This window comes from Kitasatospora griseola, assembly GCF_044999035.1.
In the GTDB taxonomy this organism is placed as follows: Bacteria; Actinomycetota; Actinomycetes; order Streptomycetales; family Streptomycetaceae; genus Kitasatospora; species Kitasatospora griseola.
Genome location: NZ_CP173360.1, coordinates 5,386,755 through 5,412,125 on the forward strand (window position 1 = coordinate 5,386,755; position 25,371 = coordinate 5,412,125).

At 74.0% G+C, this 25,371-nt stretch carries 26 protein-coding genes; 14 read left to right on the plus strand and 12 right to left on the minus strand.

Annotation, left to right across the window (positions count from 1 at the left end):
* Window positions 1-101: 101 nt before the first annotated feature.
* Together ACI1MP_RS24530 and ACI1MP_RS24535 are read left to right on the plus strand one after the other, a co-directional pair.
* A complete protein-coding gene (locus ACI1MP_RS24530; protein ID WP_404869482.1) occupies window positions 102-1,226 on the plus strand; it encodes a low temperature requirement protein A in 1,125 nt (374 codons plus the stop codon).
* A gap of 85 nt (window positions 1,227-1,311) precedes the next feature.
* Window positions 1,312-2,049, plus strand: coding sequence for a uracil-DNA glycosylase (locus ACI1MP_RS24535; RefSeq protein WP_189273456.1), 738 nt, complete (start codon window positions 1,312-1,314; stop codon window positions 2,047-2,049).
* 41 nt (window positions 2,050-2,090) lie between these two features.
* Here the strand turns inward: ACI1MP_RS24535 and ACI1MP_RS24540 are convergent, their stop codons facing one another.
* Together ACI1MP_RS24540 and ACI1MP_RS24545 are read right to left on the minus strand one after the other, a co-directional pair.
* Window positions 2,091-2,732, minus strand: a complete 642-nt coding sequence (locus ACI1MP_RS24540) for a 3-oxoacid CoA-transferase subunit B (protein ID WP_189273458.1) — start codon at window positions 2,730-2,732, stop codon at window positions 2,091-2,093.
* Window positions 2,732-3,499 carry a CoA transferase subunit A gene (locus ACI1MP_RS24545; RefSeq protein ID WP_043914113.1) on the minus strand — a complete coding sequence of 256 codons (768 nt, stop codon included), beginning with the start codon at window positions 3,497-3,499 and terminating at the stop codon, window positions 2,732-2,734. The genes ACI1MP_RS24540 and ACI1MP_RS24545 overlap by 1 nt, the downstream gene beginning before the upstream one ends.
* Window positions 3,500-3,761: 262 nt before the next feature.
* Between ACI1MP_RS24545 and ACI1MP_RS24550 the strand changes: the two genes are divergently transcribed.
* From ACI1MP_RS24550 to ACI1MP_RS24575, 6 genes are read left to right on the plus strand one after another with little or no spacing between them, the layout of a single operon-like run.
* Window positions 3,762-5,000 (plus strand): substrate-binding domain-containing protein, encoded by a 1,239-nt coding sequence (locus ACI1MP_RS24550; protein ID WP_100588643.1) that lies wholly within the window; start codon window positions 3,762-3,764, stop codon window positions 4,998-5,000.
* A 5-nt stretch (window positions 5,001-5,005) separates the two neighbouring features.
* On the plus strand, window positions 5,006-5,761 hold the full coding sequence (locus ACI1MP_RS24555; RefSeq protein ID WP_380341704.1) for an ABC transporter ATP-binding protein: 756 nt from the start codon (window positions 5,006-5,008) through the stop codon (window positions 5,759-5,761).
* Window positions 5,758-6,489, plus strand: coding sequence for an ABC transporter ATP-binding protein (locus ACI1MP_RS24560; protein ID WP_404869483.1), 732 nt, complete (start codon window positions 5,758-5,760; stop codon window positions 6,487-6,489). Before ACI1MP_RS24555 ends, ACI1MP_RS24560 begins: the two co-directional genes overlap by 4 nt.
* Window positions 6,489-7,355, plus strand: coding sequence for a branched-chain amino acid ABC transporter permease (locus tag ACI1MP_RS24565; protein WP_100588644.1), 867 nt, complete (start codon window positions 6,489-6,491; stop codon window positions 7,353-7,355). The genes ACI1MP_RS24560 and ACI1MP_RS24565 overlap by 1 nt, the downstream gene beginning before the upstream one ends.
* Window positions 7,352-8,425, plus strand: coding sequence for a branched-chain amino acid ABC transporter permease (locus ACI1MP_RS24570; RefSeq protein WP_380341701.1), 1,074 nt, complete (start codon window positions 7,352-7,354; stop codon window positions 8,423-8,425). Before ACI1MP_RS24565 ends, ACI1MP_RS24570 begins: the two co-directional genes overlap by 4 nt.
* Entirely contained in the window at window positions 8,422-9,270 is an 849-nt protein-coding gene (locus tag ACI1MP_RS24575; protein WP_380341699.1) for an alpha/beta fold hydrolase, read from the plus strand. The genes ACI1MP_RS24570 and ACI1MP_RS24575 overlap by 4 nt, the downstream gene beginning before the upstream one ends.
* Before the next feature lie 68 nt (window positions 9,271-9,338).
* Here the strand turns inward: ACI1MP_RS24575 and ACI1MP_RS24580 are convergent, their stop codons facing one another.
* From ACI1MP_RS24580 to ACI1MP_RS24595, 4 genes are all read right to left on the minus strand, one after another.
* Entirely contained in the window at window positions 9,339-10,073 is a 735-nt protein-coding gene (locus tag ACI1MP_RS24580) for a choice-of-anchor P family protein (protein ID WP_404869484.1), read from the minus strand.
* 127 nt (window positions 10,074-10,200) lie between these two features.
* On the minus strand, window positions 10,201-11,532 hold the full coding sequence (locus ACI1MP_RS24585) for a glycosyltransferase (RefSeq protein ID WP_404869485.1): 1,332 nt from the start codon (window positions 11,530-11,532) through the stop codon (window positions 10,201-10,203).
* Window positions 11,529-12,107, minus strand: a complete 579-nt coding sequence (locus ACI1MP_RS24590; protein WP_387997917.1) for an archaeosortase/exosortase family protein — start codon at window positions 12,105-12,107, stop codon at window positions 11,529-11,531. Before ACI1MP_RS24590 ends, ACI1MP_RS24585 begins: the two co-directional genes overlap by 4 nt.
* Before the next feature lie 65 nt (window positions 12,108-12,172).
* Window positions 12,173-12,373 carry a hypothetical protein gene (locus tag ACI1MP_RS24595; RefSeq protein WP_100588650.1) on the minus strand — a complete coding sequence of 67 codons (201 nt, stop codon included), beginning with the start codon at window positions 12,371-12,373 and terminating at the stop codon, window positions 12,173-12,175.
* A 345-nt stretch (window positions 12,374-12,718) separates the two neighbouring features.
* Here ACI1MP_RS24595 and wecB point away from each other — a divergent pair, with 345 nt between their 5' ends.
* The gene (gene wecB / locus ACI1MP_RS24600; protein WP_404869486.1) at window positions 12,719-13,966 is read left to right on the plus strand and encodes a non-hydrolyzing UDP-N-acetylglucosamine 2-epimerase; all 1,248 of its coding nucleotides are present in this window, start codon (window positions 12,719-12,721) and stop codon (window positions 13,964-13,966) included.
* Here the strand turns inward: wecB and ACI1MP_RS24605 are convergent.
* Window positions 13,882-15,144: a hypothetical protein gene (locus ACI1MP_RS24605; RefSeq protein WP_404869487.1), complete on the minus strand. Its 1,263-nt coding sequence runs from the start codon at window positions 15,142-15,144 to the stop codon at window positions 13,882-13,884. The two genes, wecB and ACI1MP_RS24605, sit on opposite strands and share 85 nt — an antisense overlap.
* A 244-nt stretch (window positions 15,145-15,388) precedes the next feature.
* A complete protein-coding gene (locus ACI1MP_RS24610; protein ID WP_380341683.1) occupies window positions 15,389-16,006 on the minus strand; it encodes a hypothetical protein in 618 nt (205 codons plus the stop codon).
* A 423-nt stretch (window positions 16,007-16,429) separates the two neighbouring features.
* Between ACI1MP_RS24610 and ACI1MP_RS24615 the strand changes: the two genes are divergently transcribed.
* Window positions 16,430-17,506, plus strand: a complete 1,077-nt coding sequence (locus ACI1MP_RS24615; RefSeq protein WP_380341681.1) for an LLM class flavin-dependent oxidoreductase — start codon at window positions 16,430-16,432, stop codon at window positions 17,504-17,506.
* A 4-nt stretch (window positions 17,507-17,510) separates the two neighbouring features.
* On the opposite strand, the gene ACI1MP_RS24620 is transcribed toward ACI1MP_RS24615, so the two are convergent.
* Both ACI1MP_RS24620 and ACI1MP_RS24625 read right to left on the minus strand, forming a co-directional pair.
* Window positions 17,511-19,412, minus strand: a complete 1,902-nt coding sequence (locus ACI1MP_RS24620) for a bifunctional diguanylate cyclase/phosphodiesterase (RefSeq protein WP_100588730.1) — start codon at window positions 19,410-19,412, stop codon at window positions 17,511-17,513.
* Between the two features lie 327 nt (window positions 19,413-19,739).
* On the minus strand, window positions 19,740-20,165 hold the full coding sequence (locus ACI1MP_RS24625; protein WP_043916387.1) for an OsmC family protein: 426 nt from the start codon (window positions 20,163-20,165) through the stop codon (window positions 19,740-19,742).
* A gap of 284 nt (window positions 20,166-20,449) precedes the next feature.
* Here ACI1MP_RS24625 and ACI1MP_RS24630 point away from each other — a divergent pair, with 284 nt between their 5' ends.
* Window positions 20,450-20,806, plus strand: coding sequence for a chorismate mutase (locus tag ACI1MP_RS24630; protein WP_100588655.1), 357 nt, complete (start codon window positions 20,450-20,452; stop codon window positions 20,804-20,806).
* 86 nt (window positions 20,807-20,892) lie between these two features.
* Window positions 20,893-21,579 (plus strand): signal peptidase I, encoded by a 687-nt coding sequence (gene lepB / locus ACI1MP_RS24635; RefSeq protein WP_380341676.1) that lies wholly within the window; start codon window positions 20,893-20,895, stop codon window positions 21,577-21,579.
* Window positions 21,580-21,586: 7 nt separating this feature from the next.
* On the opposite strand, the gene ACI1MP_RS24640 is transcribed toward lepB, so the two are convergent.
* Entirely contained in the window at window positions 21,587-22,639 is a 1,053-nt protein-coding gene (locus ACI1MP_RS24640) for an ABC transporter permease subunit (RefSeq protein ID WP_404869488.1), read from the minus strand.
* Window positions 22,636-23,328 carry an ABC transporter ATP-binding protein gene (locus ACI1MP_RS24645; RefSeq protein WP_380341671.1) on the minus strand — a complete coding sequence of 231 codons (693 nt, stop codon included), beginning with the start codon at window positions 23,326-23,328 and terminating at the stop codon, window positions 22,636-22,638. The genes ACI1MP_RS24640 and ACI1MP_RS24645 overlap by 4 nt, the downstream gene beginning before the upstream one ends.
* Before the next feature lie 208 nt (window positions 23,329-23,536).
* On the opposite strand from ACI1MP_RS24645, the gene ACI1MP_RS24650 reads away from it, so the two are divergent.
* Complete coding sequence (locus ACI1MP_RS24650) at window positions 23,537-24,697, plus strand: sensor histidine kinase (RefSeq protein ID WP_404869489.1); 1,161 nt, start codon at window positions 23,537-23,539, stop codon at window positions 24,695-24,697.
* Window positions 24,694-25,368, plus strand: coding sequence for a response regulator (locus tag ACI1MP_RS24655; protein WP_380341666.1), 675 nt, complete (start codon window positions 24,694-24,696; stop codon window positions 25,366-25,368). The genes ACI1MP_RS24650 and ACI1MP_RS24655 overlap by 4 nt, the downstream gene beginning before the upstream one ends.
* The last annotated feature ends 3 nt before the right edge of the window (window positions 25,369-25,371 follow it).

Sequence of the window (25,371 nt, forward strand, 5' to 3'; positions counted from 1 at the left end):
GGACGGTCCGTCAGGGGAGCGGAGATAACGGTCCGGGTAGCCTGTGCCGGTCGTCCTTCGCTGATGGGGCGTCAAGAGGCATGGGGTGCTGGGGAGTTCGGATGGGGGAGAAGCGCGTCACCTGGGCGGAGCTGTACTTCGACCTGGTGTTCGTGTTCGCGGTGACGCAGGTGTCGGCGCTGCTGCACCACCACCACGACTGGGCCGGGTGCGGGCGGGCCCTGGTGGCGTTCGTGCCGGTGTACTGGTGCTGGGTGGGCACCACGGTGCAGGCCAACATCCGGGACGTGGACAACCCGCGGGACCGGATCGGGATCTTCGGGGTGGGCCTGGCGGGACTGTTCATGGCGCTCGCCCTGCCGGGGGCGTTCGGCGACCGCGGCGTGCTGTTCGGCGTCGCGTACTGGGCGGCCCGGCTGCTGCTGATCGGGCTGCTGGCCCGCCGGGTGCGGCGGGTCTGGATCGGCCCGTACGGGGTGGCTGCGATCTTCAGCGGTCCGCTGCTGGTGATCGGCGGCCTGCTGGCGTCCCCCGCACGGGAGTTGCTGTGGGCGCTGGCCGCGGCGGCGGACCTGTCGGCGCCGCTGCTGTTCCGCCGGCGGCTGGCGAAGGTCGAGTACCACCCGGGCCACCTGCCCGAGCGCTTCGGGCTGTTCCTGCTGGTGGCGCTCGGCGAATCGATCGTCGGGATCGGCGCCCCGGTGGCCGGCGCCCCGCTGCACGCGGGCCGGCTGGCCTCGGTGGCCGTGGCGTTCGTGATCTCCTGCGCGCTGTGGTGGCAGTACTTCGGGTACGCCGCCGACGCGATGCGGCACGCCCTGGAGACCGCGCTCTCGCGGCGCGACGTGCTGCGCCGGGTGTTCTCTTACGGGCACCTGGCGCTGATCGCCGGGGTGATCACCGTCGCGGTGGGCTTCGCCGAGACGGTGGCCCGGCCCGGGGCGGCGCTCGGCGGCGGCGCGCTCGGGCTGCTGTACGGCGGCAGCGCGCTGTACCTGCTGGCCTTCAACTACACCCGGTGGATGATGTTCGGGAAGCTCTCGCCGACCCGGCTGACCGCAGGCCTGCTGGTGGCCGCGCTGCTGGCGCTGCTGCTCCTCACCCCGCTGCACCGGCTGCCCGCGCTGGCCGTGCTGGTCCTGCTGGCGGCGGTGCTGGTCGGGCTGAGCGGTTGGGAAGAGCTTCGTGTGCGGCGGGCGGAGCGGGCTGTCGGCGCGACTGTGTAGCGTTCTTCGCAACGGGTCCGGAACGGGCCGGGGAACGATCGAGCGAGAGCGGTCGCCGTGCGGCGCGGCCGGTGGGAGGTACATCGTGACGGAGCTGGCCGAGGCGTCCGTGGGCGGCGCGCTGGAGCTGCCGGAGTCCTGGCGCGCAGTGCTCGCCGAGGAGACCGGCAAGCCCTACTTCGCGCAGCTGTCGGAGTTCCTGGCGGCCGAGCGGGCCGAGCACGAGGTGTTCCCGCCCGCCGGGCAGGAGTTCTCGGCGCTGGACGTGACCGCCTACCAGGACGTCCGGGTGCTGATCCTCGGCCAGGACCCGTACCACGACAACGGGCAGGCCCACGGCATGAGCTTCTCCGTGCTGCCCGGCGTCAAGGTCCCGCCGTCGCTGCGCAACATCTACAAGGAGCTCAACACCGACCTCGGCCTCTTCACGGAGCCCGGCACCGGCACCGGCTTCAAGATGCCCGACAACGGCTACCTGATGCCGTGGGCCGAGCAGGGCGTGCTGCTGCTGAACGCGGTCCTCACGGTGCAGGCGCACCAGGCCAACTCGCACAAGAACAAGGGCTGGGAGAAGTTCACCGACGCGGTGATCCGCGCGGTCAGCGCCCGCGAGGAGCCGTGCGTGTTCGTGCTGTGGGGCGGCTACGCGAAGAAGAAGCTGTCGCTGATCGACACCGAGAAGCACGTGGTCGTGCAGAGCGGCCACCCGTCGCCGCTGTCGCAGAAGACCTTCTTCGGCACCAAGCCGTTCTCGCAGATCAACGCTGCGCTGGAAGGGTTCGGGCAGAAGGCGGTCGACTGGAACATCCCGAACGTGAAGTAGCACGGCGGACTCCCCGGGCCCCTGAGGGGCCCGGGGGGCTTTCAGTCGGCGAGGACGGGGGGCTCCGTCGCCGCGCGAAGCTGTTCGAGCGTGACGCCGTCGGCGAGTTCGACCAGGCGGAGGCCGTCCGAGGTGACGTCGAGGACGGCGAGGTCGGTGACGATGCGGTGGACGACGCCGCGGCCGGTGGCGGGCAGGGTGAGCTCGTCGACGATCTTCGGGGTGCCGTCCTTCGCGGTGTGCTCCATCACCACGATCAGGCGGCGGGCCCCGTGGACCAGGTCCATCGCGCCGCCCATGCCCTTGACCATCTTGCCGGGGATCATCCAGTTGGCGAGATCGCCGCTCGCGGAGACCTGCATGGCGCCGAGCACCGAGACGTCGATCCGGCCGGAGCGCACCATGCCGAAGGAGAACGCCGAGTCGAAGTAGGCCGCGCCGGGGTTGACGGTGACGGTCTCCTTGCCGGCGTTGATCAGGTCGGGGTGGACGTCGGCGTCCGTCGGGTAGGGGCCGACGCCGAGGATGCCGTTCTCGGAGTGCAGGACGACGTGCACGCCCGCGGGCAGGTGGTTGGGGATCAGCGTGGGCAGGCCGATGCCGAGGTTGACGTACTGGCCGTCGCGGAGTTCGCGGGCGGCGCGGGCGGCGAGCAGGTCGCGCGGGTCGAGCGCGGTGGTCATCAGGACTCCTTCGCGGCGGAAAGACTGACGGTGCGGCGCTCGATCCGGCGGTCGGCGGGGTCGGCGGCGACCACCCGGTCGACGTACACGCCGGGCAGGTGGACGGCGTCCGGCGGGATCTCGCCGGGTTCGACGATCCGATCGGCCTCGACGACGGTGATCCGGCCGGCGGTGGCGCACAGCGGGTTGAAGTTGCGGGCGGCGGCGTGGAAGACGCAGTTGCCGTGGCGGTCGGCGATCTCGGCGCGGACCAGGGCGAAGTCCGCGACGATCGCCTCCTCCAGCAGGTAGAAGCGCCCGTCGAACTCGCGGACCTCCTTCGGCGGGGAGGCCACCGCGACGGCGCCGCCGCCCGGGGCGTAGCGCCAGGGCAGGCCGCCCTCCTCGACCTGGGTGCCCGCGCCGGCGGGGGTGTAGAAGGCGGGGATGCCCGCGCCGCCGGCCCGCAGCCGTTCCGCGAGGGTGCCCTGCGGGGTCAGTTCGACTTCCAGCTCGCCGTTCAGGTACTGGCGGGCGAACTCCTTGTTCTCACCGACGTAGCTGGAGGTCATCCGGGCGATCCGGCCGGCCCGGAGCAGCAGGCCGAGGCCCCAGTCGTCCACGCCGCAGTTGTTGGAGACGACGCGCAGGCCGGTGGTGCCCGCGTCGACGAGCGCGCCGATCAGGGTGGACGGGATGCCGCACAGGCCGAAGCCGCCGACCGCGAGCACCGCGCCGTCGGGAATGTCCCCGACCGCGCGGGCGGGGGAGTCCAGGACCTTGTCCAAGGGGGCCACCTTCTCGAAGGGGGAGGGCTGACTGCCGCACCACACTCGTCGCAGGCCCCGGCGCTTTCCATGGCGGGCGACGCCATGGAGCAGGGCGGATCCATGTGTCCGTCACACACCTCCCGGGGGGCGGCGCCGCAACATGTCGCCGACCCACACAGAAGCGGCTGCCGATGCGTGCTCCCGTCACATGTCGTCTTCCGGGTGGCCCCCCTACGGTTCCCGCATCCCACCAGCACAGGTACGTCAGGAGCTCCCCACCATGTCAGTCACCGACGCCACCCCCAGACGCCCCGTCCGCAGGCTCGCCGCGCTGGCCGCCTGCGTGCTGCTCGCGTCCGCCTGCGCCAAGGCCGGTACGGCGGGCACCTCGGCGGAGGCGGGCGGCGGCGACAAGAGCCCGGTCAAGGTCGGCCTGGTGTACTCCAAGACCGGTCCGCTGGCGGCCTACGGCAAGCAGTACCTGGAGGGCTTCAAGGCCGGTCTGTCGTACGCCACCAAGGGCACGAACGCGGTCGGCGGGCACCCGGTGGAGATCGCCGAGCAGGACGACGCGGGCGACCCGGCGAAGGCCGTGTCCGCGGCGAAGGACCTGATCGGCAAGAACTACAAGATCCTGGCGGGCTCCACCGCCTCCGGCGTGGCCCTGCAGGTCGGCCCGATCGCGGCGCAGAACAAGGTGCTGTTCATCAGCGGCCCGGCCGCCGCCGACAAGGTCACCGGCCTGAACAAGTACACCTTCCGCTCCGGCCGGCAGTCCTACCAGGACACCAAGGCCGCCGCGTCCTTCATCGGCGACGCCAAGGGCAAGAAGGTCACCGTCCTCGCGCAGGACAACGCCTTCGGCCAGGCCAACGTGGCCGCCGTCAAGGACGTCCTCGGCGGCGAGGGCGCCACCGTGGAGGCGGTGCTGGCCCCGCCGTCCGCCACCGACCTGACGCCGTTCGCGACCCAGGCCAAGGCCGCCAAGCCCGACCTGCTGTTCGTGGCGTGGGCCGGCGACACCGCCTCCGCGCTGTGGACCTCGCTCAACCAGCAGGACGTGTTCTCCTCGACCAAGGTCGTCACCGGCCTCGACGTGGCCGCCTCGTACCCGCTGTTCGGCCCCGCCGCCGAGAAGATCGACTTCCTGAACCACTACTTCTCCGGCGCGGCCGGCGGCACCGAGGCCGAGCTGGCGATGAACGACTTCGTCACCAAGAACGGCTCCAAGTCCGACCTGTTCACCCCGGACGGCTTCACGGCCGCGCAGATGGTGGTGCACGCGCTGGAGGCCAACAAGGGCTCCGACACCGACACCGACGCGCTGGTGAAGTCGCTGGAGGGCTGGAGCTTCGACGGCGTCAAGGGCAAGCTGACCGTCCGCGCCGAGGACCACGCGCTGCTGCAGCCGATGTTCCAGGTGAAGCTGACCGGCACCGGCGCCGCTGCCAAGCCCACCGCGGAGAAGGTGCTGTCGGCCGACCAGGTCGCCCCGCCGGTCGCCAAGATGGCGGGCTGACCGCAATGAGCACCCCCGCCCCGGTCCTGCGGCTGGACGGCCTCGGCTGGTCCGTCCGCGGCGTCCCGATCGTCCAGGACGTCACCTTCGACGTCGCCGAGGGCGAGTTCGTCGCCTTCATCGGCCCGAACGGGGCGGGCAAGACCTCCCTGTTCAACCTGATCTCCGGCATCTACCCGGCCAGCCACGGCACCCTCCAACTGGACGGCGCCGACATCACCGCCCTGCCGGTGCCCGCCCGGGCCCGGCGGGGTCTCGGCCGGACCTTCCAGACCTCCTCGCTGTGGCCCGGCCTGACCGTCGCCGACCACGTCCGGCTGGCCGCGCAGGCCGCGGCCGGGCCGGCCGCCTCGTACCGGATCTGGCGGCGCGCCGACCGGTACCGGCAGCAGGTCGAGGAGACCCTGGAGCGCACCGGCCTCGCCGACCAGGCCGACGACCTGGCCGGTTCGCTGTCGCACGGCGGCAAGCGGAAGTTGGAGCTCGCGGTGCTGCTGGTGGGCGACCCCCGGCTGATCCTGCTCGACGAGCCGATGGCGGGGGTGAGCGCCGAGGAGGTGCCCGCCCTGGTCGAGCTGATCCGCTCCGTGCACCGGCAGGGCCGCACCGTCCTGATGGTCGAACACCACATGGACGTGCTGCTGGGCCTGGCCGACCGGCTCGCCGTGATGCACCACGGCACGCTGCTCGCACTCGACACCCCCGAGGCCGTGATGGCCGACGAAACCGTCCAGGGGGCCTACCTCGGGGAGGCGCTGTGACGACGACCCTGCTCGCCGTCCGCGACCTCCGGGTGGTGATCGACGGACTGCACATCCTGCACGGGGTGGACCTGGACGTCGCCGCCACCGGAGTCACCGCACTGCTCGGCCGCAACGGCGCCGGCAAGACCACCACCGTCAAGGCCGTGATGGGACTCGTCCCGCGCACCGGCTCGCTGGTCTTCGACGGCGCCGACATCGGCCGACTGCCCACCCACCTGGTGGTCCGCCACGGCATCGGCTACGCGCCCGAGGACCGCGGCATCTTCGCCGGCCTGACCGTCGCCGAGAACCTGCGGCTGGCCGAACGCGACGGAACCCCCGCCTACGACCTGGTCTTCGAGCTGTTCCCCGAGCTGAAGCAGCGTCACAGGCAGGCCGCCGGAACCCTGTCGGGCGGCCAGCAGCAGATGGTGGCGATCGCCCGCACGCTGCTCAACGGCAACCGGCTGATCATCGCCGACGAGCCCACCAAGGGCCTCGCCCCGAAGATCGTCACCGAGGTCGCCGACGTGCTCGCCCGGGCCGCCGAGACCGTCCCCGTGCTGCTGGTCGAGCAGAACCTGGCCCTGGTCCGCCGGGTCGCCGGGCAGTGCGCCGTCCTCGCCGACGGCCGCACCGCCCACCAGGGCGACGCCCGCGAGCTGCTCGCCGACGAGGACGCCGCCCGCCGGCTGCTCGGCGTCGGCAGCCACCGCCCCACCGCAGCTCCCGAGGTGACTCCCTGATGAACACCGTCGTCCTGCTCGCCTGCACCGGACTGGGGCTCGGCGCGCTGTACTTCCTGGTCGCCTCCGGCCTCTCGCTGATCTTCGGCCTGATGGACGTGCTCAACTTCGCGCACGGCGCGCTGCTGTCCATCGGCGCGTACGCCGCCTGGTGGGCCGCCACCGACGGCGGGATGGGCTTCTGGCTGGCCGTCCCGTTCGGCACCGCGGTCGGCACCGCCGCCTCGGTGCTGCTCGAACTCGCGCTGATCCGGCCGCTGTACTCCCGGCCGCGCGACCAGATCCTCGCCACCGTCGGCGTCGGACTCGCGCTGCCCGCGCTGATCATGGGCATCTGGGGCGCCGACGCCCGGCCGTTCCCGCAGCCCGAGGCGCTGTCCGGCACGGTGCGGCTGCTGGGCGCGACCGTGCCCGTCAACCGCTTCGTGCTGATGGCCGCCGCGCTGATCGTGCTGGTGCTGCTGCGGCTGTTCCTGGCGAAGACCCGCTACGGGCTGATCGTCCGGGCCGGCGTCGAGGACCGGGCGATGGTCACCGCGCTCGGCATCGACGTCCGCAAGGCCTTCACCCTGGTCTTCGCGATCGGCGGCGCCGCCGCCTCGCTCGGCGGGGCGCTGGCCGGCCTGTACTTCGGCTCGATCAACCCCGGCCAGGGCACCGGACTGCTGATCTTCGCCTTCGTGGTCGTGGTGATGGGCGGCATGGGCTCCGTCACCGGCGCGGCCGTCGCCTCGGTCGGCGTCGGACTGGTTCAGCAGTTCGCCAACTACTACACCGCCGCGGGCCTCGGCGACCTCTCCGTGGTCGTCCTGCTCGCCGTGCTGCTGCTCGTCAAGCCGCGCGGACTCACCGGGAGACTCGCATGACCACCCACCTCAAGCGCTGGTGGCCGCTCGGCCTGCTGGTCGTCCTGGTGATCGCGCCGTACAGCGCCCTGCCGCTGCCCGGTCTGCTGGACGGCCCGCTCGGCAGCCCCGGCAGCCTCCAGCTGATCGCGCTGTGCCTGGTCTACGGCGGCCTCGCCACCGGCTACGACCTGCTGCTCGGCCGTACCGGGCTGCTCTCCTTCGGGCACGCCCTGTACTTCGCCACCGGCCTGTACGCCACCGACCTGGCGATGCTGGAGTTCGGCCTGGGCTTCGCCCTGGCCGCGGTGTTCGGCATCGCCTGCTCGATCGCGCTGGCGCTGCTGCTCGGCTCGGTGTCGCTCAAGGTCACCGGCATCGGCTTCTCCATGGTGACGCTGGCGTTCGCGCAGGCCGGGGCGATCCTGGTGCAGCGCAACCCCGGCGGCCTGACCGGCGGCGAGGAGGGCCGCTCGGCGCCCGCCGAGCACCTGCCGGACGCGCTGATCGGCATCCAGAACACCGCCAACCTGTACTGGATCGCGGTGCTGTACCTGGTCGTCACGCTCGCCGTGGTGCACTGGACGGTCTCCTCGCCGACCGGGCGGGTGTGGGCCGGCATCCGGGAGAACGAGCGCCGGGTCGAGGTGCTGGGCCTGCGGCCGTACGGCTTCAAGCTGGTCGCGTTCACCGTGGCCGGCGGCCTGGCCGGCGCGGGCGGCGTGGTCTACCTGCTGCTCACCGGCGGCGCCACCCCGCAGGCCGCGAGCTCGGACGCGACGCTGGCGCTGCTGGTGATGGTGGTGCTCGGCGGCTCCGGCACCCGGTGGGGGCCGCTGCTCGGCGGCGTGCTCTACACCTGGGCCGCGCACCGGCTCGGCGACCTGGCGAACTCCGCGTCCATCGCCGAACTCCCGTCCGTGCTGCGGGTTCCGCTCTCCCAGCCGCTGTTCCTGCTGGGTACGCTCTTCGTCGCCGTGGTCTACCTGCTGCCCGGCGGTCTGGCCAAGCTGCCCGCCCGGCTGCGCGCGGGCCGGGCCGCCAGGGCCGCCAAGGTGTCCGTCACCGCCGTACCGGAAGGCGCCGCATGACTCTCCCCCAGCACCTCACCGTCCCCGTCGACGGCGGTGACCTCGCCGTCCTGCACTGGCCGGCCGCCGACCCGGGCGCGCCCGTGGTGGTCGCCGTGCACGGCATCACCGCCAACGCGCTGGCCTGGGCGGGCCTGGCCCGCCTGCTGGACGGCCGGGTCGCGCTGTACGCCCCCGACCTGCGCGGCCGGGCCGCCAGCCGCGACCTGCCCGGCCCGTGGGGCCTGGGCCGGCACGCGGAGGACGTCGCCGCGCTGATCCGCCACCTGGACGCGGGCCCGGTCCGGCTGGTCGGCCACTCGATGGGCGCCTGGGTGTCGGCCGTCGCCGCCACCCGGCACCCCGAGCTGCTCGCCGACCTGGTCCTGGTCGACGGCGCGGTGACCTTCCCGCTGCCCGAGGGCGTCCGCGAGGAGGACGCGCTGGCCGCGGTGCTCGGCCCGGCACTGGCCCGGCTGTCGATGACCTTCGAGAGCCGCGAGGCCTACCGCGGGTTCTGGCAGGCGCACCCCGCGTTCGCCGAGTGGAACGAGGAGATGGACGCGTACACCCAGCGCGACCTGATCGGCGAGGCCCCCGAGCTGGTCTCGTCCTGCGTCCACGAGGCGATCACCACCGACGGCACCCAGGTGCTGCTCGATCCGGAGGCGGCCGGCGCGATCCACCGCCTCACCGTCCCGACGCAGTTCCTGTACGCGGAGCGCGGCCTGCTGAACGAGCCGCAGGCGCTGTACGACGAGGGCCGGCTGGCGGCGGCGAAGGTCACCGTCCCGACCGAGCTGCTGGCCGGCACCAGCCACTACTCGATCATCTGGGCCGACCGGCTGGCCGAACTGCTGGTCTGAGCGTGAACGCTCCGGTGCCCTCCCGCCTCCGTGTCCGGAGCGGGAGGGCACCCGGCTGTCCGGCCCGGTCAGGCGCGGCGCCGGTAGTACACGGTGCCGAGGACGGCCGCGGCGGCCAGCGAGCCGCCGATCACCCCGACCTGGGTGTCGATCACCGGCACGGCCCCGGCCGCCGGGGAGCCGCCGCACTCGACGTGGCCGATGATCACGTTGGCGCCGCCGAGCGCGGGCAGCAGGACGATGTGCACGGCGTTGACGGTGAGCACGTCGTTGGCGTCGGTGGACTGCTCGTTGAGGGTCACGGTGCCGAGGCCCGGAACGGTGACGCTGGTGTTCTTCGGGGCGTTCGCCTGCAGGGTGGTCGGGACGCCCAGCACGGTGAGGGTGCCGCTCGCGATGACGCCGTTGCCGGTGGGCCCGTTCGGGTCGGCGCTGCAGGTGGACTGGACGCCGGTCACGTCGCCGGTCAGGGCCGGGCCGAGGGTCAGGGTCAGGTGGTCGACGGTGGCGGAGGCCGAGGAGGTGCCGAGCGTCGGGTCGCCGGCGGTGGTGGCGGTGAGGGTGGCGTCGGTCGCGAACGGGCCGACGGTCAGGCCCACCAGGGTCTGGGTGCCGCCCGGCGGGTAGGTGGACAGCGGTTGCGGCGGGACGGCCACGTTGTTGTTCAGTGCGTCGGCGGAGACCACGTACGCCGTCGCCTCGGGGGAGGTGAGCGCGGCGAACGCCGGTGCGGCGGAGCAGAACAGGCCGGCCGCGAGGGCTGCGCCGGCCAGGACGCGGGTGCGGGTGGGGACGGTGGTCACGAACGGACCGCCTTTCTGGGGAGGAAGTGCCGATTCCGATGGCTGTCGATCAATTCCCTGATGCGACAAGCGGCTTGTGTGACTGGTCGGGAAATCCGGTCGAATGGAGTAGTTGCCTGACGGATCGTCAACGTGCGGCTGTCCGTGCGGTCTTGTGCCAGCTCTGCTCCCCGCGCACCAGTCGCCAGAACGCGCGCACCGCGACCAGGTACGTCCCGAACGCGTAGACCGCCAGCGCGAGCCCGTACCCCAGCGCCGGGCCGCGGCCGATGTCCCGCTCGCAGCGGCGCCGGTACAGCGGCCCCCAGACGGCGAACTCGGCGATCCCGATCAGCAGGTACAGGCCGATCAGCAGGGCGCCGCCGTGGGCGAGGAAGTCCGCGGTGAACTCCGGGTACGCCCAGGAGTGGTAGCCGAAGACCCCGATCGGCAGCAGGTAGGCGAACATGCCGACCACCTGGAGCCAGGGCTGCGCCATGAAGTAGCCCACCTCCAGGAAGCCGAGCGCGCTGAACTCCCGGGAGCTCCAGATCCGCGGCAGGTACCGGGCGCACTGCATCGAGCCCTGCGCCCAGCGGACCCGCTGGGTGAGCAGCTGCCGCACGCTCCACAGCGCCTCCTGCTCGACCCAGGCGGTGGTGGTGTAGCCGTTGCGGCGGCCGGCCAGCATCATCCGCAGGCCCAGCTCGAAGTCCTCCAGCAGGGCCTGCCCCCAGGGGCTGCCGGTCTCGGCGGCGACCGCGCGCAGCGCGCTCAGCCGGTTGGCCTGCCCGTTGCCGCCGACGTTGACGGTGCCGGTGCGGCGCCGGGTGATCTGCATCGCGGAGATCGGTCCGCGGAACTCCAGGTCCTGCAGCCGGGCCAGCAGCCGGGCCCGGGCGTTGGCGGCCCGGCTCCGGCCCGGCAGCGGCGCGGCCACCGCCCGGTTCGACATCCGGACCTCCACCTGGACGGCGCCGATCACCGGGTCGCCGAACGAGGCCGGCCCGGCCAGCACGTGCAGCAGGTTGGGCGAGGGCCGGCCGTCCGCGTCCACCACGGTGAGCACCACCCGGTCCGGGTCGGCGCCGGCGGGCAGCCACTCCTCGAACGCGTGGTACGCCGCGTTCAGCGCGTCGCCCTTGCCGGTGTGGGCGTGCGGCAGCCTGCGCCGCACCAGGTGGACGGGCAGCCCGGCGACGGCGAGTGCGAGGACCACCTCCGCGGTGCGGTCCGTCGAGTGGTCGTCCACCACCCACAGGTGGGCGGTGGGGAAGCGCCGGTGCAGGTGGTCGAGGGTGAGGCCGATCACCGCCTCCTCGTCGCGGCACGGGACGACGAAGTGCCACTGGTAGCCGGACGGGTCGCCGGGGGCGTCCGGCCGGGCGCGCAGGAAGCCCGTCACGATCACCCCGACGTAGCCGAGGAAGCCGACGCCGAGGATGAAGGACAGGCAGACGGAGAGATCGAGCAGGCTCACGGGGCGACGTCCTCGGCGGGGGCGGAGCCGCGGGCGACCACGGCGAGACAGAGCAGCAGGGCCGCCAGCGCGGCGACCATCATCAGCAGCGAGCCGAACAGGACGTGCGTCCACTCGAACCCGGCGCTGCCGTAGCGGTGCTGCATGGCGACGATCAGGGTGAGCCGGCCCAGGTTGGTGCCGGCGATCAGCGCGCCGGCCAGCGCCAGGGCCAGCAGCAGCCGGCCCGGGCGGCGGTGGCCGAACAGCAGCAGCAGGCCGAGGACCAGCGCGAACGGCGCGATCAGCAGGGCGCTGCTGCAGCCGGTGGTCAGCGCGATGCCGCGCTCGAAATGGTCCGGACCGCCCGCGTACAGCACCGGCGCGCTCGGGCTCGGCAGCAGCAGGGTGCGCAGCCCCAGCAGGTGGGTCGTCACCTGGGCGACGGCGGTCAACTCCAGGTTGCGGTACATGTGTTCGCCACCGACCAGCAGGCCGGCCAGGGCGAGGGCGAGCGGGCCGCACACCGCGCCGAGCGGGCCGGGGCGGGTGCGGGCGGGACGGGCCGGCAGTCCGGAGAGTGCGGTGGCAGGCATGGGCGGCTCCACGCGGAGGGGCGGACGGGCCGGACCCGGCGGTCGTCCGCCCGGTCCGGGGGAGGTCAGGGACGGCGGTCCGGGTCGGACCGCTCGGACCGGGGCGGGGCGGTGGCCAGCCGGCCGCGCCGCACCAGCACCACTCCGACCAGCAGCAGGCCGGTGGCCGCGGCGGCCGCCAGGCCGAGTCCGGGCGAACCGGTGGAGGCCAGCACTCCGCCGCCGGCCGCGACAGGCGGGATTCCGCCGACGTGGGGTCCGTACACGGTCGTCTCCTCTCGTCTCGGCCAGGTGGCTTCCGGGCCGAGCCCAAGGTGACTGCCAGGCCGATCATCAGACCGCAGTGACGCGCGGATCGGCCGGAAGACCACTCGGACGCCCCACGTCCGGAGCCCGGCGCGATCGGCCGTCGGTGCCACGGCGGCCGAGCGGGCGCCCGGGCGGACGGCGGCTGCGCCGAGCGGGTGGTCCTCGCGCCCCCGACGGTCGGCAAGGGCGCGGCGCGCGGCGCTCACCGACGGAGCGTCACGACCATGTGATCGTCATTCGAAAATCCCGCCGGCTGATCCCGCGGCGCTCGGTCCGTCGTCCCGTCCCCCTCACGGAGCACCATGACCTCCCGCGACCTCGCCCTGGTCCTCGGAACCCGACCGGAGATCGTCAAACTCGCCGCCGTCACCCGGCTGTTGGGCCCGCGCGCCCGCGTGGTGTGGACCGGACAGCACTGGGACCCGGCCCTCACCACCGCCTTCTTCACCGGCTACGGCCTGCCTGCGCCGCACCACCGGCTGGACGGCGTCGGCGGCGAACCCCGCGGCCGGCAGATCGGCCGGATGATCGGCGAACTCAGCCGCCACTTCGCCGAGCACCCGCCCGCCGCCGCCATCGTCCAGGGCGACACCAACACCGCCGCCGCCGGGGCGCTCGCCGCGCACTGCGCCGGCGTCCCCGTCGTCCATGTCGAAGCGGGCCTGCGGTCCTTCGACCGCGACATGCCCGAGGAGGCCAACCGGCGGGTCATCGCCCCGCTCGCCGACCTGCACTGCGCGCCCACCGCGACCGCCGCCGCCCACCTGCTGCGCGAAGGCATCGACCCGCGGCAGATCCTGGTCACCGGCAACACCGTGGTCGAGGCCACCCTCGCCACCCTGCCCGACGAACCCGCCGCCCGCGCCGTGCTGGCCCGGTACGGCGTCACCCCCGAGAACTACCTGCTGGCCACCGTCCACCGGCCCGAGAACACCGACGACCCCGACCGGCTGGCCCGGCTGCTGGCCCAACTCGGCGGCCTCGACCTGCCGGTGCTGCTGCCGCTGCACCCTCGCACCCGGGCGGCCGCCGCCGGCGCCGGGCTGCTCGCCGGCGGCGGGCGGCTGCGCCCGGTCGAACCGCTCGACCACGCCGCGTTCCTGGCGCTGGCCCGGCACTGCCGGCTGCTGGTCTCCGACTCCGGCGGCGTCCAGGAGGAGTGCACGGTGCTCAAACGCCCGCTGGTGGTGGTCCGCAACTCCACCGAACGCCCGGAGGCGGTCCGGGCCGGGTTCGCCCGGCTGGCCCGCCCCGGGCCCGAACTCGACGCAGCCCTGCGCGAGTTGCTCGCCGACCCGGGCGCCGCGGCGCGGCTCGCCGAGGTGCCGTCCCCGTACGGCGACGGGCAGGCGTCCCGGACGATTGCCGCCGCCGTCCGGGCCCGCTACCCGCAGCGTCCGCCCCGGCCGCGCGGTGCGGCGGCCGGGGCGGACGGGGCGACGGAGTCGGCGGAGCCGACGGACCGTCAGGGAGTGCCGAGGAAGGTCTGCCAGCCGCCGGTCGGGGACTGGCCGACGTTGAGGGTGCGGAGCTTGCGCAGCGTGGACTGATCCTGCACCTCCAGCCACTCGACCAGCTGCCGGAACGAGACCAGGCGGACGTCCGGCTTGCCGGCGATCTCCTTGAGGGTCTGCTCGACGGCGTCCATGTAGATGCCGCCGTTCCACTGCTCGAAGTGGTTGCCGACGAAGAACGGCGCGCGGTTGGTGCTGTAGGCGCGGTTGAAGCCCGCCAGGTAGGAGTCCCGGGCCTGGTCACGCCACTGGCCGTACTTGGCCGGGTCGCCCTTGGTGGAGCCGGCGGACTGGTTGGCCAGGATGTTGTAGTCCATCGACAGCACCTGGAAGTTGTGCCCGGGGAACGGGATGCCCTGCAGCGGGAAGTCCCAGATCTTGCCGTCCTGGACCTTCTGCGGCCAGATCTGCTGCCCGCCGGGCGAGCTGGCGTCGTACTTCCAGCCGAGCTTGGCGGCGGTCGGCAGCAGCGTCTTCTGGCCCTCCAGGCACGGGGTGCGGCCGCCGATCAGCTCCTTCTTGTAGTCGAAGGGCAGCGGGTCGACGTCGGTGAACCCGGTGTTGGTCTTCCACTGGGTGACGAAGCCGACGGCCTGCTCGATCTCGCTCTCCCAGTCCTCCGGCGACCACTTGTTGACGCCGTTGCCGTCCGAGCGGGTCGAGCAGAAGTGCCCGTTGAAGTGGGTGCCGATCTCGTGGCCGGCCAGCCACGCCTGGCTGATCAGCTTCAGCGTGTTGCGGACCGCGCCCTCGGACAGGAACGGGATGTCGGAGGCGCCCTGGGTGTGCTTCGGCGGGTGGTACAGCGAGGACTTCTCCTTCGGCAGCGTGTAGATGCCGGAGAGGAAGAACGTCATGGTCGCCTTGTGCTCCTCGGCGAGCTTGAGGAACCGGGTGAACTGGCCGTCGTCGGTGGCGCCCGCGCCGTCCCAGGAGAACACCACGAACTGCGGCGGCGCCTCACCGGGCTTCAGCTTCTCGGCCTTCGGCTGGTTCGGCTGCGGGCCCGTGTCGGCGTTGGAGCCGTCGCCGATCGGGGTGCCCTTGGTGCCGGACTGGCCGGGGGCGGGCTTGCCGCCGCCGCCGCTGCCGGCGCCCGCGTCGGAGCCGGGCCGGCCGCCGGCGCCGCCTCCGCTCGAACAGGCGGCGACGGCCCCCAGGGCCGCGGTGGCCGCCGTGGCGGACAGCACTGTCCTGCGCGAGATGGTGCTCATGGTCTCCCCTGCCGCAGTGGGCCCGACCAGAAGAAGATCCGGACGCCTGCTGCGGCTCCGGATGGTCAACTTCTGGCAAACTCGGACAATTTGACGGTTTCGCCACTCAAGGATGGCATGCCCGGGACGGGCGGTCCAACGCCGCCCACCCTCAACCGGTCATCACGCGAATCGACTTCGTCCGGCTCCCGCCACGGCCGTCCTGTTGCCGTCCTGGGACACAAACCCCGAGGCAGCGGCGGTGCTAGACCGGTTCGCCCTCGACCAGCACCGCCAGCCGGCGGCGTCGGCGCACCACCTGGACCACCAGGCTGCTGATCGCCGTCGCCGCCACCGAGGAGATCGCCAGGCTCAACCACTCGGTGTCGAACCAGTGCAGGTTCAGCCAGCCGAGGCTGACGATGTACGCCGCCCACACCACCGCGGCCACCGCCGACCAGCGCAGGAAGGTCCACGGCCGGTTCGGGGAGTGACCGACCGCCAGGTCCAGCACCGTCCGCCCGGCGGGGACGAAACGCGCCACGATCACGATCGCCGCCGCCGTCCGACTGGTGGTGCGGCCGGTCAGCGCCCGCTGCACCCGGGCCACGTTGGCCGCCAGCCGGGGCCGGCGCGCCAGGCGCCGGTTCACCGCGGGCGCGCCGCGGCGGGCCAGCTGGAGCAGCAGCAGATCGCCGAGGAAGGACGCCACCGCCACGCCCGCGGCCAGCGGCAGCGGCGAGCCGCCCACCTGGCCGGTCTTCAGCACGGCCAGGATCACCAGCGTCCCGCTGGGCAGAAACGGCAGGAAGGCGTCACCGAGCACCGCGACCAGCGCGAGCGCGCAGTACCACGCAGGTGCGATCACCGCGTCGGCGTCCAAGGTTCTCTCCCTCCAGCCCGCCCGGGGGAGAGGCAGCTGCAACGAGGGTCAACGCTAGCGCGGACACCTTTCATCACCTGAAGCACCCCCGTGTGGGATGCCGCACACGTGTCCGGGCACGGCTGGGAGCCCCCGGCGGGGTGCCGCTGCGGGGGCTCGGGGGATCCGCGGCGCTGGTCGAGCCCGCGACTCCGGTGCGGTGCGCGGAGCCGGTAGGTCGTCCGCGACGATCACCAGCCTGCCGCATCCCCGGGGCCCGGCTCGACCATCGCCGCTGGCGACTTCTCGCGGTGGCGTGAACTCGCCAGCGGCAGTGCCTCGTTGGTGATTCGCCCCGGCCGGCGGGAACAGCCCGGCCGGTTGACGGGTTGTCCTCCGTCGGACGCCCGGGCACCGGGCCGGGGCACCAGGAGGACGCGCCGCATGACCACCGCACCGACCGACCGGCACCCCGGCGACGACGACAGGATCCGCGGCCGGGCCGTCGGCACCGCCCCCGCCCCGCTCTCGATCCTCGACCTCGCCACCATCGGCGCCGGCCACAGCGCTGGCGAGGCGCTCGCCGCCACCACCGAACTCGCCCGCAGCGCCGAGCGCTGGGGCTTCCACCGGTTCTGGGTCGCCGAGCACCACGGCATGCCCGGCGTCGCCTCCTCGGCGCCCGCCGTGCTGCTCGCCCACCTCGGCGCGCACACCAGCACCCTGCGGCTCGGCTCCGGCGGCGTGATGCTCCCCAACCACGCCCCGCTCACCGTCGCCGAGCAGTTCGGCCTGCTGGAGGCCCTGCACCCCGGCCGGATCGACCTCGGCCTCGGCCGCGCCCCCGGCACCGACCAGGCCACCGCCCGGGCCCTGCGCCGCGGCCTGGCCGACGGCGCCGAGGACTTCCCGCGCCAGCTCGCCGAGCTCACCCACTTCCTGGACGGCGACTTCCCCGGCAGCCACCCGTACGCCCGGCTGGTGGCGGTGCCGCGCTCCGCGACCCGCCCGCCGATCTGGCTGCTCGGCTCGTCCGGCTTCTCCGCGCAGCTCTCCGCCCGGCTCGGCCTGCCGTTCGCCTTCGCGCACCACTTCAGCGCCGCCAACACGGTGCCCGCGCTCGACCTGTACCGGGACAACTTCCGCCCGTCCGAGGTGCTGTCCGAGCCGTACGCGCTGATCGGGGTCAACGCGGTCGCCGCCGAGACCACCGAGCGGGCGCTGTGGCTGGCCCGCTCCGCCGCCCTCGGCATGCTGCGGCTGCGCCTGGGCCGGCCCGGGCCGATCCCCACCCCGGAGGAGGCCGCCGCGCGCACCTACACCTCGGCCGAGGAGGACTTCGTGGACTCCTGGCTGGCCGACGTGGTGCTCGGCACCCCCGAGGAGGTCGTCGACGGCCTGGAGGCGCTGCGCAAGCGCACCGGCGCGGACGAACTGATGGTGACCTCGCACATCCACGGCCACCAGAACCGGCTGACGTCCTACGGGATGATCGCCGAGGCGTACGGCCTCACCGGCTGACGGCTCACCGGCGAGGGCGCTCCCGCAGTATCTCCGCGATCCGGTCGGGGGCGCCCGGGCGGGCGAAGTGCCAGCCCTGGGCGAAGTCGCAGCCGGTCTGCCGCAGGCGCTCGGCCTGGGCGGCGTTCTCGATGCCCTCGGCGGTGACGGTCAGGCCCAGGGCGTGCGCCAACTGCACGACGGCGCCGACGATCTGCTCGTCGGCGGCGCGCCGCCGCCCGCCGTCGCCGGGCGCGCTCTCCCGGAACGCCTCGATGAAGGTGCCGTCCAGCTTCAGCGCGTGCACCGGCAGCCGGGACAGGTAGGCGAGGTTCGAGTAGCCGGTGCCGAAGTCGTCGATGGCGATCCGCACGCCCATGTCGGCGAGCGCCTGCAGCGCCTGCAGCGGGCGGCCGCTGGGGCCGAGGATCGCGCTCTCGGTGATCTCCAGCTGCAGCAGCCGGGTCGGCAGCCCGGTGCGCTCCAACACCTCGGCGACGTCGGCGACCACGTCGGAGTCCCAGATCTGACGGGCGGCCAGGTTCACCGAGATGAACGTCTCCGAGCCCGGGAAGTCGTCCAGCCAGCGCCGGGCCTGGCGGCAGGACTCCTCCAGCACCCACTTGCCGAGCGGCACGATCGCCCCGGACTCCTCGGCGAGCGGGATGAAACGGTCCGGCGACAGCAGCCCGTAGCGCGGGTGGCGCCAGCGCACCAGCGACTCCGCGCCGTGCACCGCGCCGTCCGCCAGGCCCACCAGCGGCTGGTACTCGACGACGAACTCGCCGCGCTCCACGGCCGGGCGCAGCGCGGTGGCCAGCAGGTGCCGGGTCAGCTGGTCGGCGCCGCGGTCGCGGTCGTACAGCGTCCAGCGGGCCCGGCCGTCGGCCTTCGACCAGTACAGGGTGGAGTCGGCGTCGCGGATCAGGTCGGTGGGGGTGGAGCCGCGCACCGGGCGCTCCACCACGCCGATCGAGGCGGTCACCGTCAGCCGGTGCCCGGCCACCTCGAAGGGCCGCTCCAGGGCGCCCATCAGCCCGGCCGCCAGGTGGGTGAGCTGCTGGTGGCCGGAGCTGTCGGTGACCAGCACGGCGAACTCGTCGCCGCCCAGGCGGGCCACCAAGTGGCCCTCGCCGTCGGCGAATCCGTGCTCCAGCCGGGCGGCGACGGCGACCAGCAGCTGGTCGCCGATGTGGTGGCCGAGGGTCTCGTTGATGGCCGCGAAGCCGTCCAGGTCGACGTAGCACAGCCCGATCCGGGGCTCGCCGTCCACGTCCTGCGACCCGGCCGGACCGGCCGGCTTGAACGCGGACTCCAGACGCTCGAAGAACAGCGCCCGGTTCGGCAGCCTGGTCAGCGGGTCGTGCAGCGCCTGGTAGGCGAGCCGGTCGCCGAGCTGGCGCTGCTCGGTGATGTCCTCGACCATCACCAGCGTGTAGTACGGCAGGCCCGCGCCGTCGCGGATCAGCGAGACGGTGACCCGGCCCCAGACCTCGCGCCCGCCGCGGTGCTTGAGCCGCTTCTCGGTGCGCATCCGGTCGCGCTCGCCGCGCACCAGCTCGCGGTAGCGGAGCCGGGACGGGTCCTCCGGATCGATGATCTGGTGGATGTGCAGGCCGGAGAGTTCGGCGGTCTCCCGGCCGAGCATGGCCGCGAACGCCGGGTTGCCCTCGATCACCAGATCATCGGTGTCGATCAGCGCCATGCCGATGCCGGCGTCGGAGAACGCGGCGCGGAAGCGCGACTCGCTGGCCCGCAGCGCGTCGGCCAGGTGCACGGAGTCGGCGCTCAGCAGGCTGCCGCAGACGGTGCAGATCCGGGGCGGGCCGGTGGTCGCCTTCGAGGCGGTCCCCCCGTCCTGCGGGCGCGGCGTTTCGGGCCGCCCACCCTGATGGTGTGCGTCGGCCCCGACGTTCCGGCCCGGCACGGCACGCTCCCGTCCGCTGCTGCCACTGATCACGGTCGACACCCGAGCGGGCGGGGACCGGCCCGCGGTCCCGCTCCGTCCGGTCGCCCCCGGTCGGACCGGGGAGCTGCCGGCGGCCTCGGGCCACGTCCGCCGATCATAGGCCGCCGGTGTAACTGTGCGCGACCGCCGCCGGGGTGATTCGGGCGGATTGTCCGCAGATGTCCTTCGACAAAACGTGCGAGACCCCCAGCGCGCACCGGACTTGGTGCACGCCGGGGGCGTACGCCCACGCTCACGCGCCGTAGCGGGGCGTGAGCGTGAGCAGGTCGGGCGGGGTCGGACGGGTCAGGCCAGCGACGCGGAGAGCGTGATGGTGGTGCCGGTCAGCGCCTGGCTGACCGGGCAGTTCGCCTTCGCGTCCTCGGCGGCCTTCACGAAGCCCGCCTCGTCCAGGCCCGGGACGGTGCCGACCACGGTCAGGTGGATGCCGGTGATGCCGGTGCCCGGCTGGAAGGTCACGTCCGCCTTCGTCTCCAACTTGGTCGGCGGGGTGCCGGCACCGGCCAGGCCGTGCGACAGCGCCATCGAGAAGCACGCCGAGTGCGCGCCCGCGATCAGCTCCTCCGGGCTGGTCTTCCCGTTCGCGGCCTCGGCCCGGGACGGCCAGGACACCGGGAACTCGCCGATGCCCGAGGAGTCGAAGGTCACCAGGCCCTTGCCGTCGAGCAGGTTGCCCTCCCACTCGGTGTGCGCGGTGCGGGTCGTAGCCACGATCAGGTACCTCCTGTAGGGGGGACTGCCGGTCGAACTGCTCCACCCGCGACCGCACTTGCGGCCGCGGCCCGCCCAGCCTAGGGCCTGGCCGACCGTTCTCGTCGGATCAGCGCGCGGCCGTCCGTCCGGCGGCCGTCCCACATCCCGGAACGTGTCGCCCGATCGGGCGGGAACGCCGTGTTTGCCCTGTTAGATTGGCCGTTCGCCCGCGCCCGGGTCGGCCCGTCCGCCGCGCTCCGCCGCACCCGGCGCCCACCCGAACCCGCATCGGAGCCACCGCCATGACGGACCAGCCCACCCCCGCCCCGGAAGCGACCTCCCCCGGGCAGATCGACGAGGCCGTGCGGGCCGAGCTGACCCGCCTGCGCGAGTCGATCGACAACATCGACGCCGCCGTCGTCCACATGCTCGCCGAGCGCTTCAAGGCCACCCAGCAGGTCGGCCGGCTCAAGGCCGAGCACCGGCTGCCGCCCGCCGACCCGGAGCGCGAGCGCCGGCAGATCGCCCGGCTGCGCGAACTGGCCGTCAGCGCCCGCCTCGACCCGGTGTTCGCGGAGAAATTCCTCAACTTCATCATCGCCGAGGTGATCAGGCATCACGAGGCGATCGCCGGCGACAGCGGCCGCCCCGGGAACTGACGGCTCTGTCCGGTCCGCGTAAGGGCCGGATTTCGCCCCGTCCGGCGGGCGGGTTAGCGTGCTGTCCTTCGGAGGAGGCGGTGTCGGTGTCGGTTGCGGTGACCGAGGAGACCACGCAGGAACAGGGCTGGCGCAGGCGTCGGCCCTGGTACGTCGAACTGCCCGTGATGATCGCCGTCGGCCTGCTGGTCGCCGTGGTGATCAAGTCCTGCCTGTTCCAGATGTTCTCCATCCCGTCCGGATCGATGGAGAACACCCTGCAGATCGGCGACCGGGTCGCGGTCAACAAGCTCGCCCCGCTGACCGGTTGGAAGCCCGAGCCGGGCGAGCCCGTGGTGTTCAAGGACCCGGGCGGCTGGCTGCCGCCCACCCCGAAGGACAGCAACGCCTTCACCGGCGCGATCCACTCCGGCCTCAGCGCGATCGGCCTGCTGCCGCCCGGCGACGACTACCTGGTCAAGCGGGTCATCGCCACCGGCGGCCAGACCGTCGCCTGCCGCGGCACCACCCTCACCGTCGACGGCCAGCCCGTCGCCGAGCCCTACCTGCACCCCGGCGACGACTCCTGCGCGGGCCTGGACTTCGGCCCCGTCACGGTCCCCGCCGACCACATCTGGGTCGAGGGCGACCACCGCAGCGACTCCGCCGACTCCCGCTACCACCGCGAAGGACCGGCCGGCGGCGCCGTCCCCGTCGACAACGTGGTCGGCCCGACCGCCGCCGTGGTCTGGCCCCTGGGCCACGTCACCTGGTTCGGCTGGACCGGCCGCTGACCGCCCGTCAGGCCGCCACGCCTCGCCGCAGCCGCACCGCGCACCCCACCGCGACAGCCGCCGAGAGCAGCGCCAGCGCCCCGGCCTCCGTCCACTGGAACGCCCAGTAGCGCCCGGCCGGCTGGTAGTCGACGCGCTGCGTCAGGTGCATCGCGTCGATCGTCTCCCGGCACAGCCGGGGCGAGCCGTCCGGCCCGCACGCCTCGGGGGCGGCCGCAGTGAACGGACGGCCGTCGGCGGCCAGCGTCCGCACCGACACCACCCAGGCGCCGGGCACCGCCACCGGAGTCGACACGTACAGCCGCTCGCCCTCGATCCGGATCGCCCCCGGCCGGTCCGGCGCCAGCACCACCGCGCTCTCCGCCCGCACCGGCGCCGCCAGCTGCGGGCGCACCACCAGCGGCACCAGCACCTGCGCCGCCACCACGACCGCCGCCGCCACGGCCATCGCCGCGACCTGGCGGCGCAGCAGCAACCCCGCCGCCACCCCCGCCGCGAAGCCGAACAGCGACCACCCCGCCGGCGCCAGGCCGTGCGCGGCGAACACCAGCGGACCGAACCGACCCGGCAGCGCCGACCCGCCGTCCCCGCCCGGAAGCGCAGCCGCCCGGTCCAGCGGCGCCGCCCACCGGCTCGCCAGCCAGGTCAGCAGCCCGGACAGCGCGAGCACCGAGCCGCCGACCAGGGCCAGCCGGACGACCAGCCACCGCGTCCGGGTCACGCCCTGCGTCCACGTCAGCCGGAACGACCCCGACTCCAGCTCGCGGGCCACCAGCGGCACCCCCGCGAACATGCCGAGCACCGCCGGCAGCACCAGCAGCACCGCCACTCCCAGGTAGAACAGCGAAGTGACGGCCGGGTCGGCCCGCACCGCCGCGGCGAACGCCGACTGGGCCTGCGCACAGCCCACCCCCGTCCGGGCGCAGCCGGGCAGCCCGCTGGAGTCGTACAGGTCCGCCAGCCGGCCGCCGGTCGGCAGCAGGGCGGCGCAGGCCGCGGCGAGCAGGGCCAGTGCCAGCCATCCGTGCATCCGGTACTGACGCCACGTCAACCAGGTCATCGCGCCTCCTCCAGCCGCTCCAGCACGTACTCCTCCAGGTCGCGGCCGCCCAGCAGCTCCGCCGACGGGCCGGCCGCCCGCACCCGGCCGCGGCCGAGCACGATCAGGTGGTCGCAGTCCCGCGACAGGTCGGAGACCAGGTGCGAGGAGAGCAGCACCGTCGTCCCGTGGTCGGCGCGGGCCCGCGCCAGGCCGTCCAGGAACTCCCGTCGCGCCAGCGGGTCCAGCGCCGCCACCGGCTCGTCCAGCACCAGCAGCTCCGGGCGCTTGGCCAGCGCCAGCGTCAACGCGAGCTGGGCCCGCTGCCCGCCCGAGAGGCGGCCCGCCCGCCGGCCCGGATCCAGCCCCAGCTCCTCGATCCGGCGCCGCGCGCCCGCGCCGTCCCAGTGGCGGTTCAGCTTCGCGCCGAGCGTCAGGTGCTCGGCCACCGTCAACGACCGCTGCACCGGGGCGTCCTGGCCGACGAACCCGATCCGGGCCGACTGCGGGCCGGTCGGCGGGCCGCCCAGCACCCGCAACTCGCCCTCGCTCGGGGCGAGCAGACCCACCGTCAGCTGCAACAGTGTGCTCTTGCCCGCCCCGTTCGGGCCGACCAGCCCCGCCATCCGCCCGGCCGGCACCTCCAGCGTGCACTCCCGCAGCGCCCACCTCCCGCGAAAGCGCCGCCCCGCACCACGCGCCTCGATCACAAGTCCCTCCTCCTGTACGACCCTTCGGACCCGGCACACCCTCCCGCCCGGCGGGCCCGCACCGCGTCGTTCCCCGGGCCGGAAGCGCAGCCCGTCCCGCAGGCCGGTCCCGGGGCTCCGCGCGGGCTCCCGTCGCACCGGGGGACGACGGCCGCCGTCGTCCCCCGGTCCGATCCGCCCGCTGCCGGCCGCGGCTAACGTGACGCCCATGGATCTGCACCGACCGCTCGGCACCCGGGCGCGGGCCGTCGTGGACGCCGCCGCGGCCGCCGCGCTGACCGGGCTCGCGGCACTGGCGGCGTGGGACGTGCTGCCGGCCGGAACGCCGTCGACCTCCCCGGTGGGCGCCGGCCCGCGCCCGGCGGACTGGGCGATGGTCGCGGTGGCCGCCGTCGCCGCGCCGCTCGCCCGCCGTCGGCCCGTCGCCGTCCTGTCGGCCGTGCTCGCGCTGGCCGCGCTGAGCGCGGGGACGGCGGCCTCGCCCGCGCCGTGGGTGGCCGTCGCCGTGGCGCTCCACCCCGTTCCGCGGGCGCTGCCCGGCCGGGTCTCCGGCGCGCTGCTCGCGGCCGCCCTCGCGGTCGCCGTGCTGTGCCGCGCCGGTGTCCTGCGCTGGCCCTGGGCACGGCCAGAAATCGGCGGCCCGGCAGCGGTGTTGACGGTCGTGCTGATCCTGGTCACCGGCTGGACCGCCGGATCCGCGGCCGACCAGCGCCGTCGCCGCCGGATCGAGGACGAACGCTCCCGGCTGCGCGAGGAACGCCTGCTGATCGCCCGCGAACTGCACGACGTGGTGGCGCACAGCCTCGGCGTGATCGCCGTCCAGGCCGGGGTCGCCAACCACGTCGCGGAGCAACAGCCGGAGCAGGCCCGGCTCGCGCTGGCGTCCATCGAGGAGACCAGCCGCACCGCGCTGGACGAGATGCGCGCCCTGCTGGGCGTGCTGCGCACCGGCACGGACGACGACCGGCTGCCCGCGCCGAGACTCTCCGAACTCGACGAGGTGATCCGCCGAGCGGCTGCCGCCGGCGTCCGGGTCGAGCTCGAACTGCTCGGCGAGCGGCGCGAGTTGCCGCCCGGGCTGGAACTCGCCGGCTATCGCGTGGTGCAGGAGGCCGTCACCAACGTGGTGCGGCACGCGGGCACCGACCGCTGCCGGGTGCTGGTCGACTACCGGCCCGACGCGCTGGCGCTGACCGTCTCCGACGAGGGCCGCGGCGGCAGCCCGGACGGCGGCGGCCACGGGCTGGCGGGCATGCGCGAGCGGGTCGCCGTGCACGGCGGGGAACTCCGGGCCGGGCGGCGCGCCGGGCGGGGCGCCGGGCGGGGCTTCGAGGTCGCGGCGGTGTTCCCGCTGGCGGTGGCCCGGTGATCCGGGTGCTGGTCGCCGACGACCAGGCGCTGGTGCGCGGCAGCTTCCGGCTGCTGGTGGACTCCGCGCCCGACCTGACGGCCGTCGGCGAGGCCGCGGACGGCGCCGAAGCCGTCGAACTCGCCCGCCGGGAACGGCCGGACGTGGTGCTGATGGACATCCGGATGCCCCGGCTGGACGGCATCGAGGCCACCCGCGCGCTGGCCGCGGACCCGGTGCTGACCGACGTCCGCGTCCTGGTGCTGACCACCTTCGACCTGGACGACTACGCGTTCGCGGCCCTGCGGGCCGGCGCGGCCGGGTTCCTGCTCAAGGACACCCGCCCCGCCGAACTCCTGGAGGCGATCCGGGTGGTGGCGGCCGGACAGGCGCTGCTTGCGCCCCGGGTGACCCGGCGGCTGATCGAGGAGTACACCCGGCGGCCCGAGCCCGCGACGGTCCCGGCGGCGCTCGCCGGGACCACCGAACGGGAACGGGAGGTGCTCGTACTGGTCGGACTCGGCCTGTCCAACGAGGAGATCGCCGCCCACCTGCACGTCAGCCTGTCCACCGCGAAGACCCACATCGGCCGGCTGCTGCAGAAGCTCGCCGCCCGCGACCGGGCCCAACTGGTCATCGCCGCCTACGAGTCGGGCCTGATCCGGCCCGGTGGCCGCCAGAACGTACGATGATCG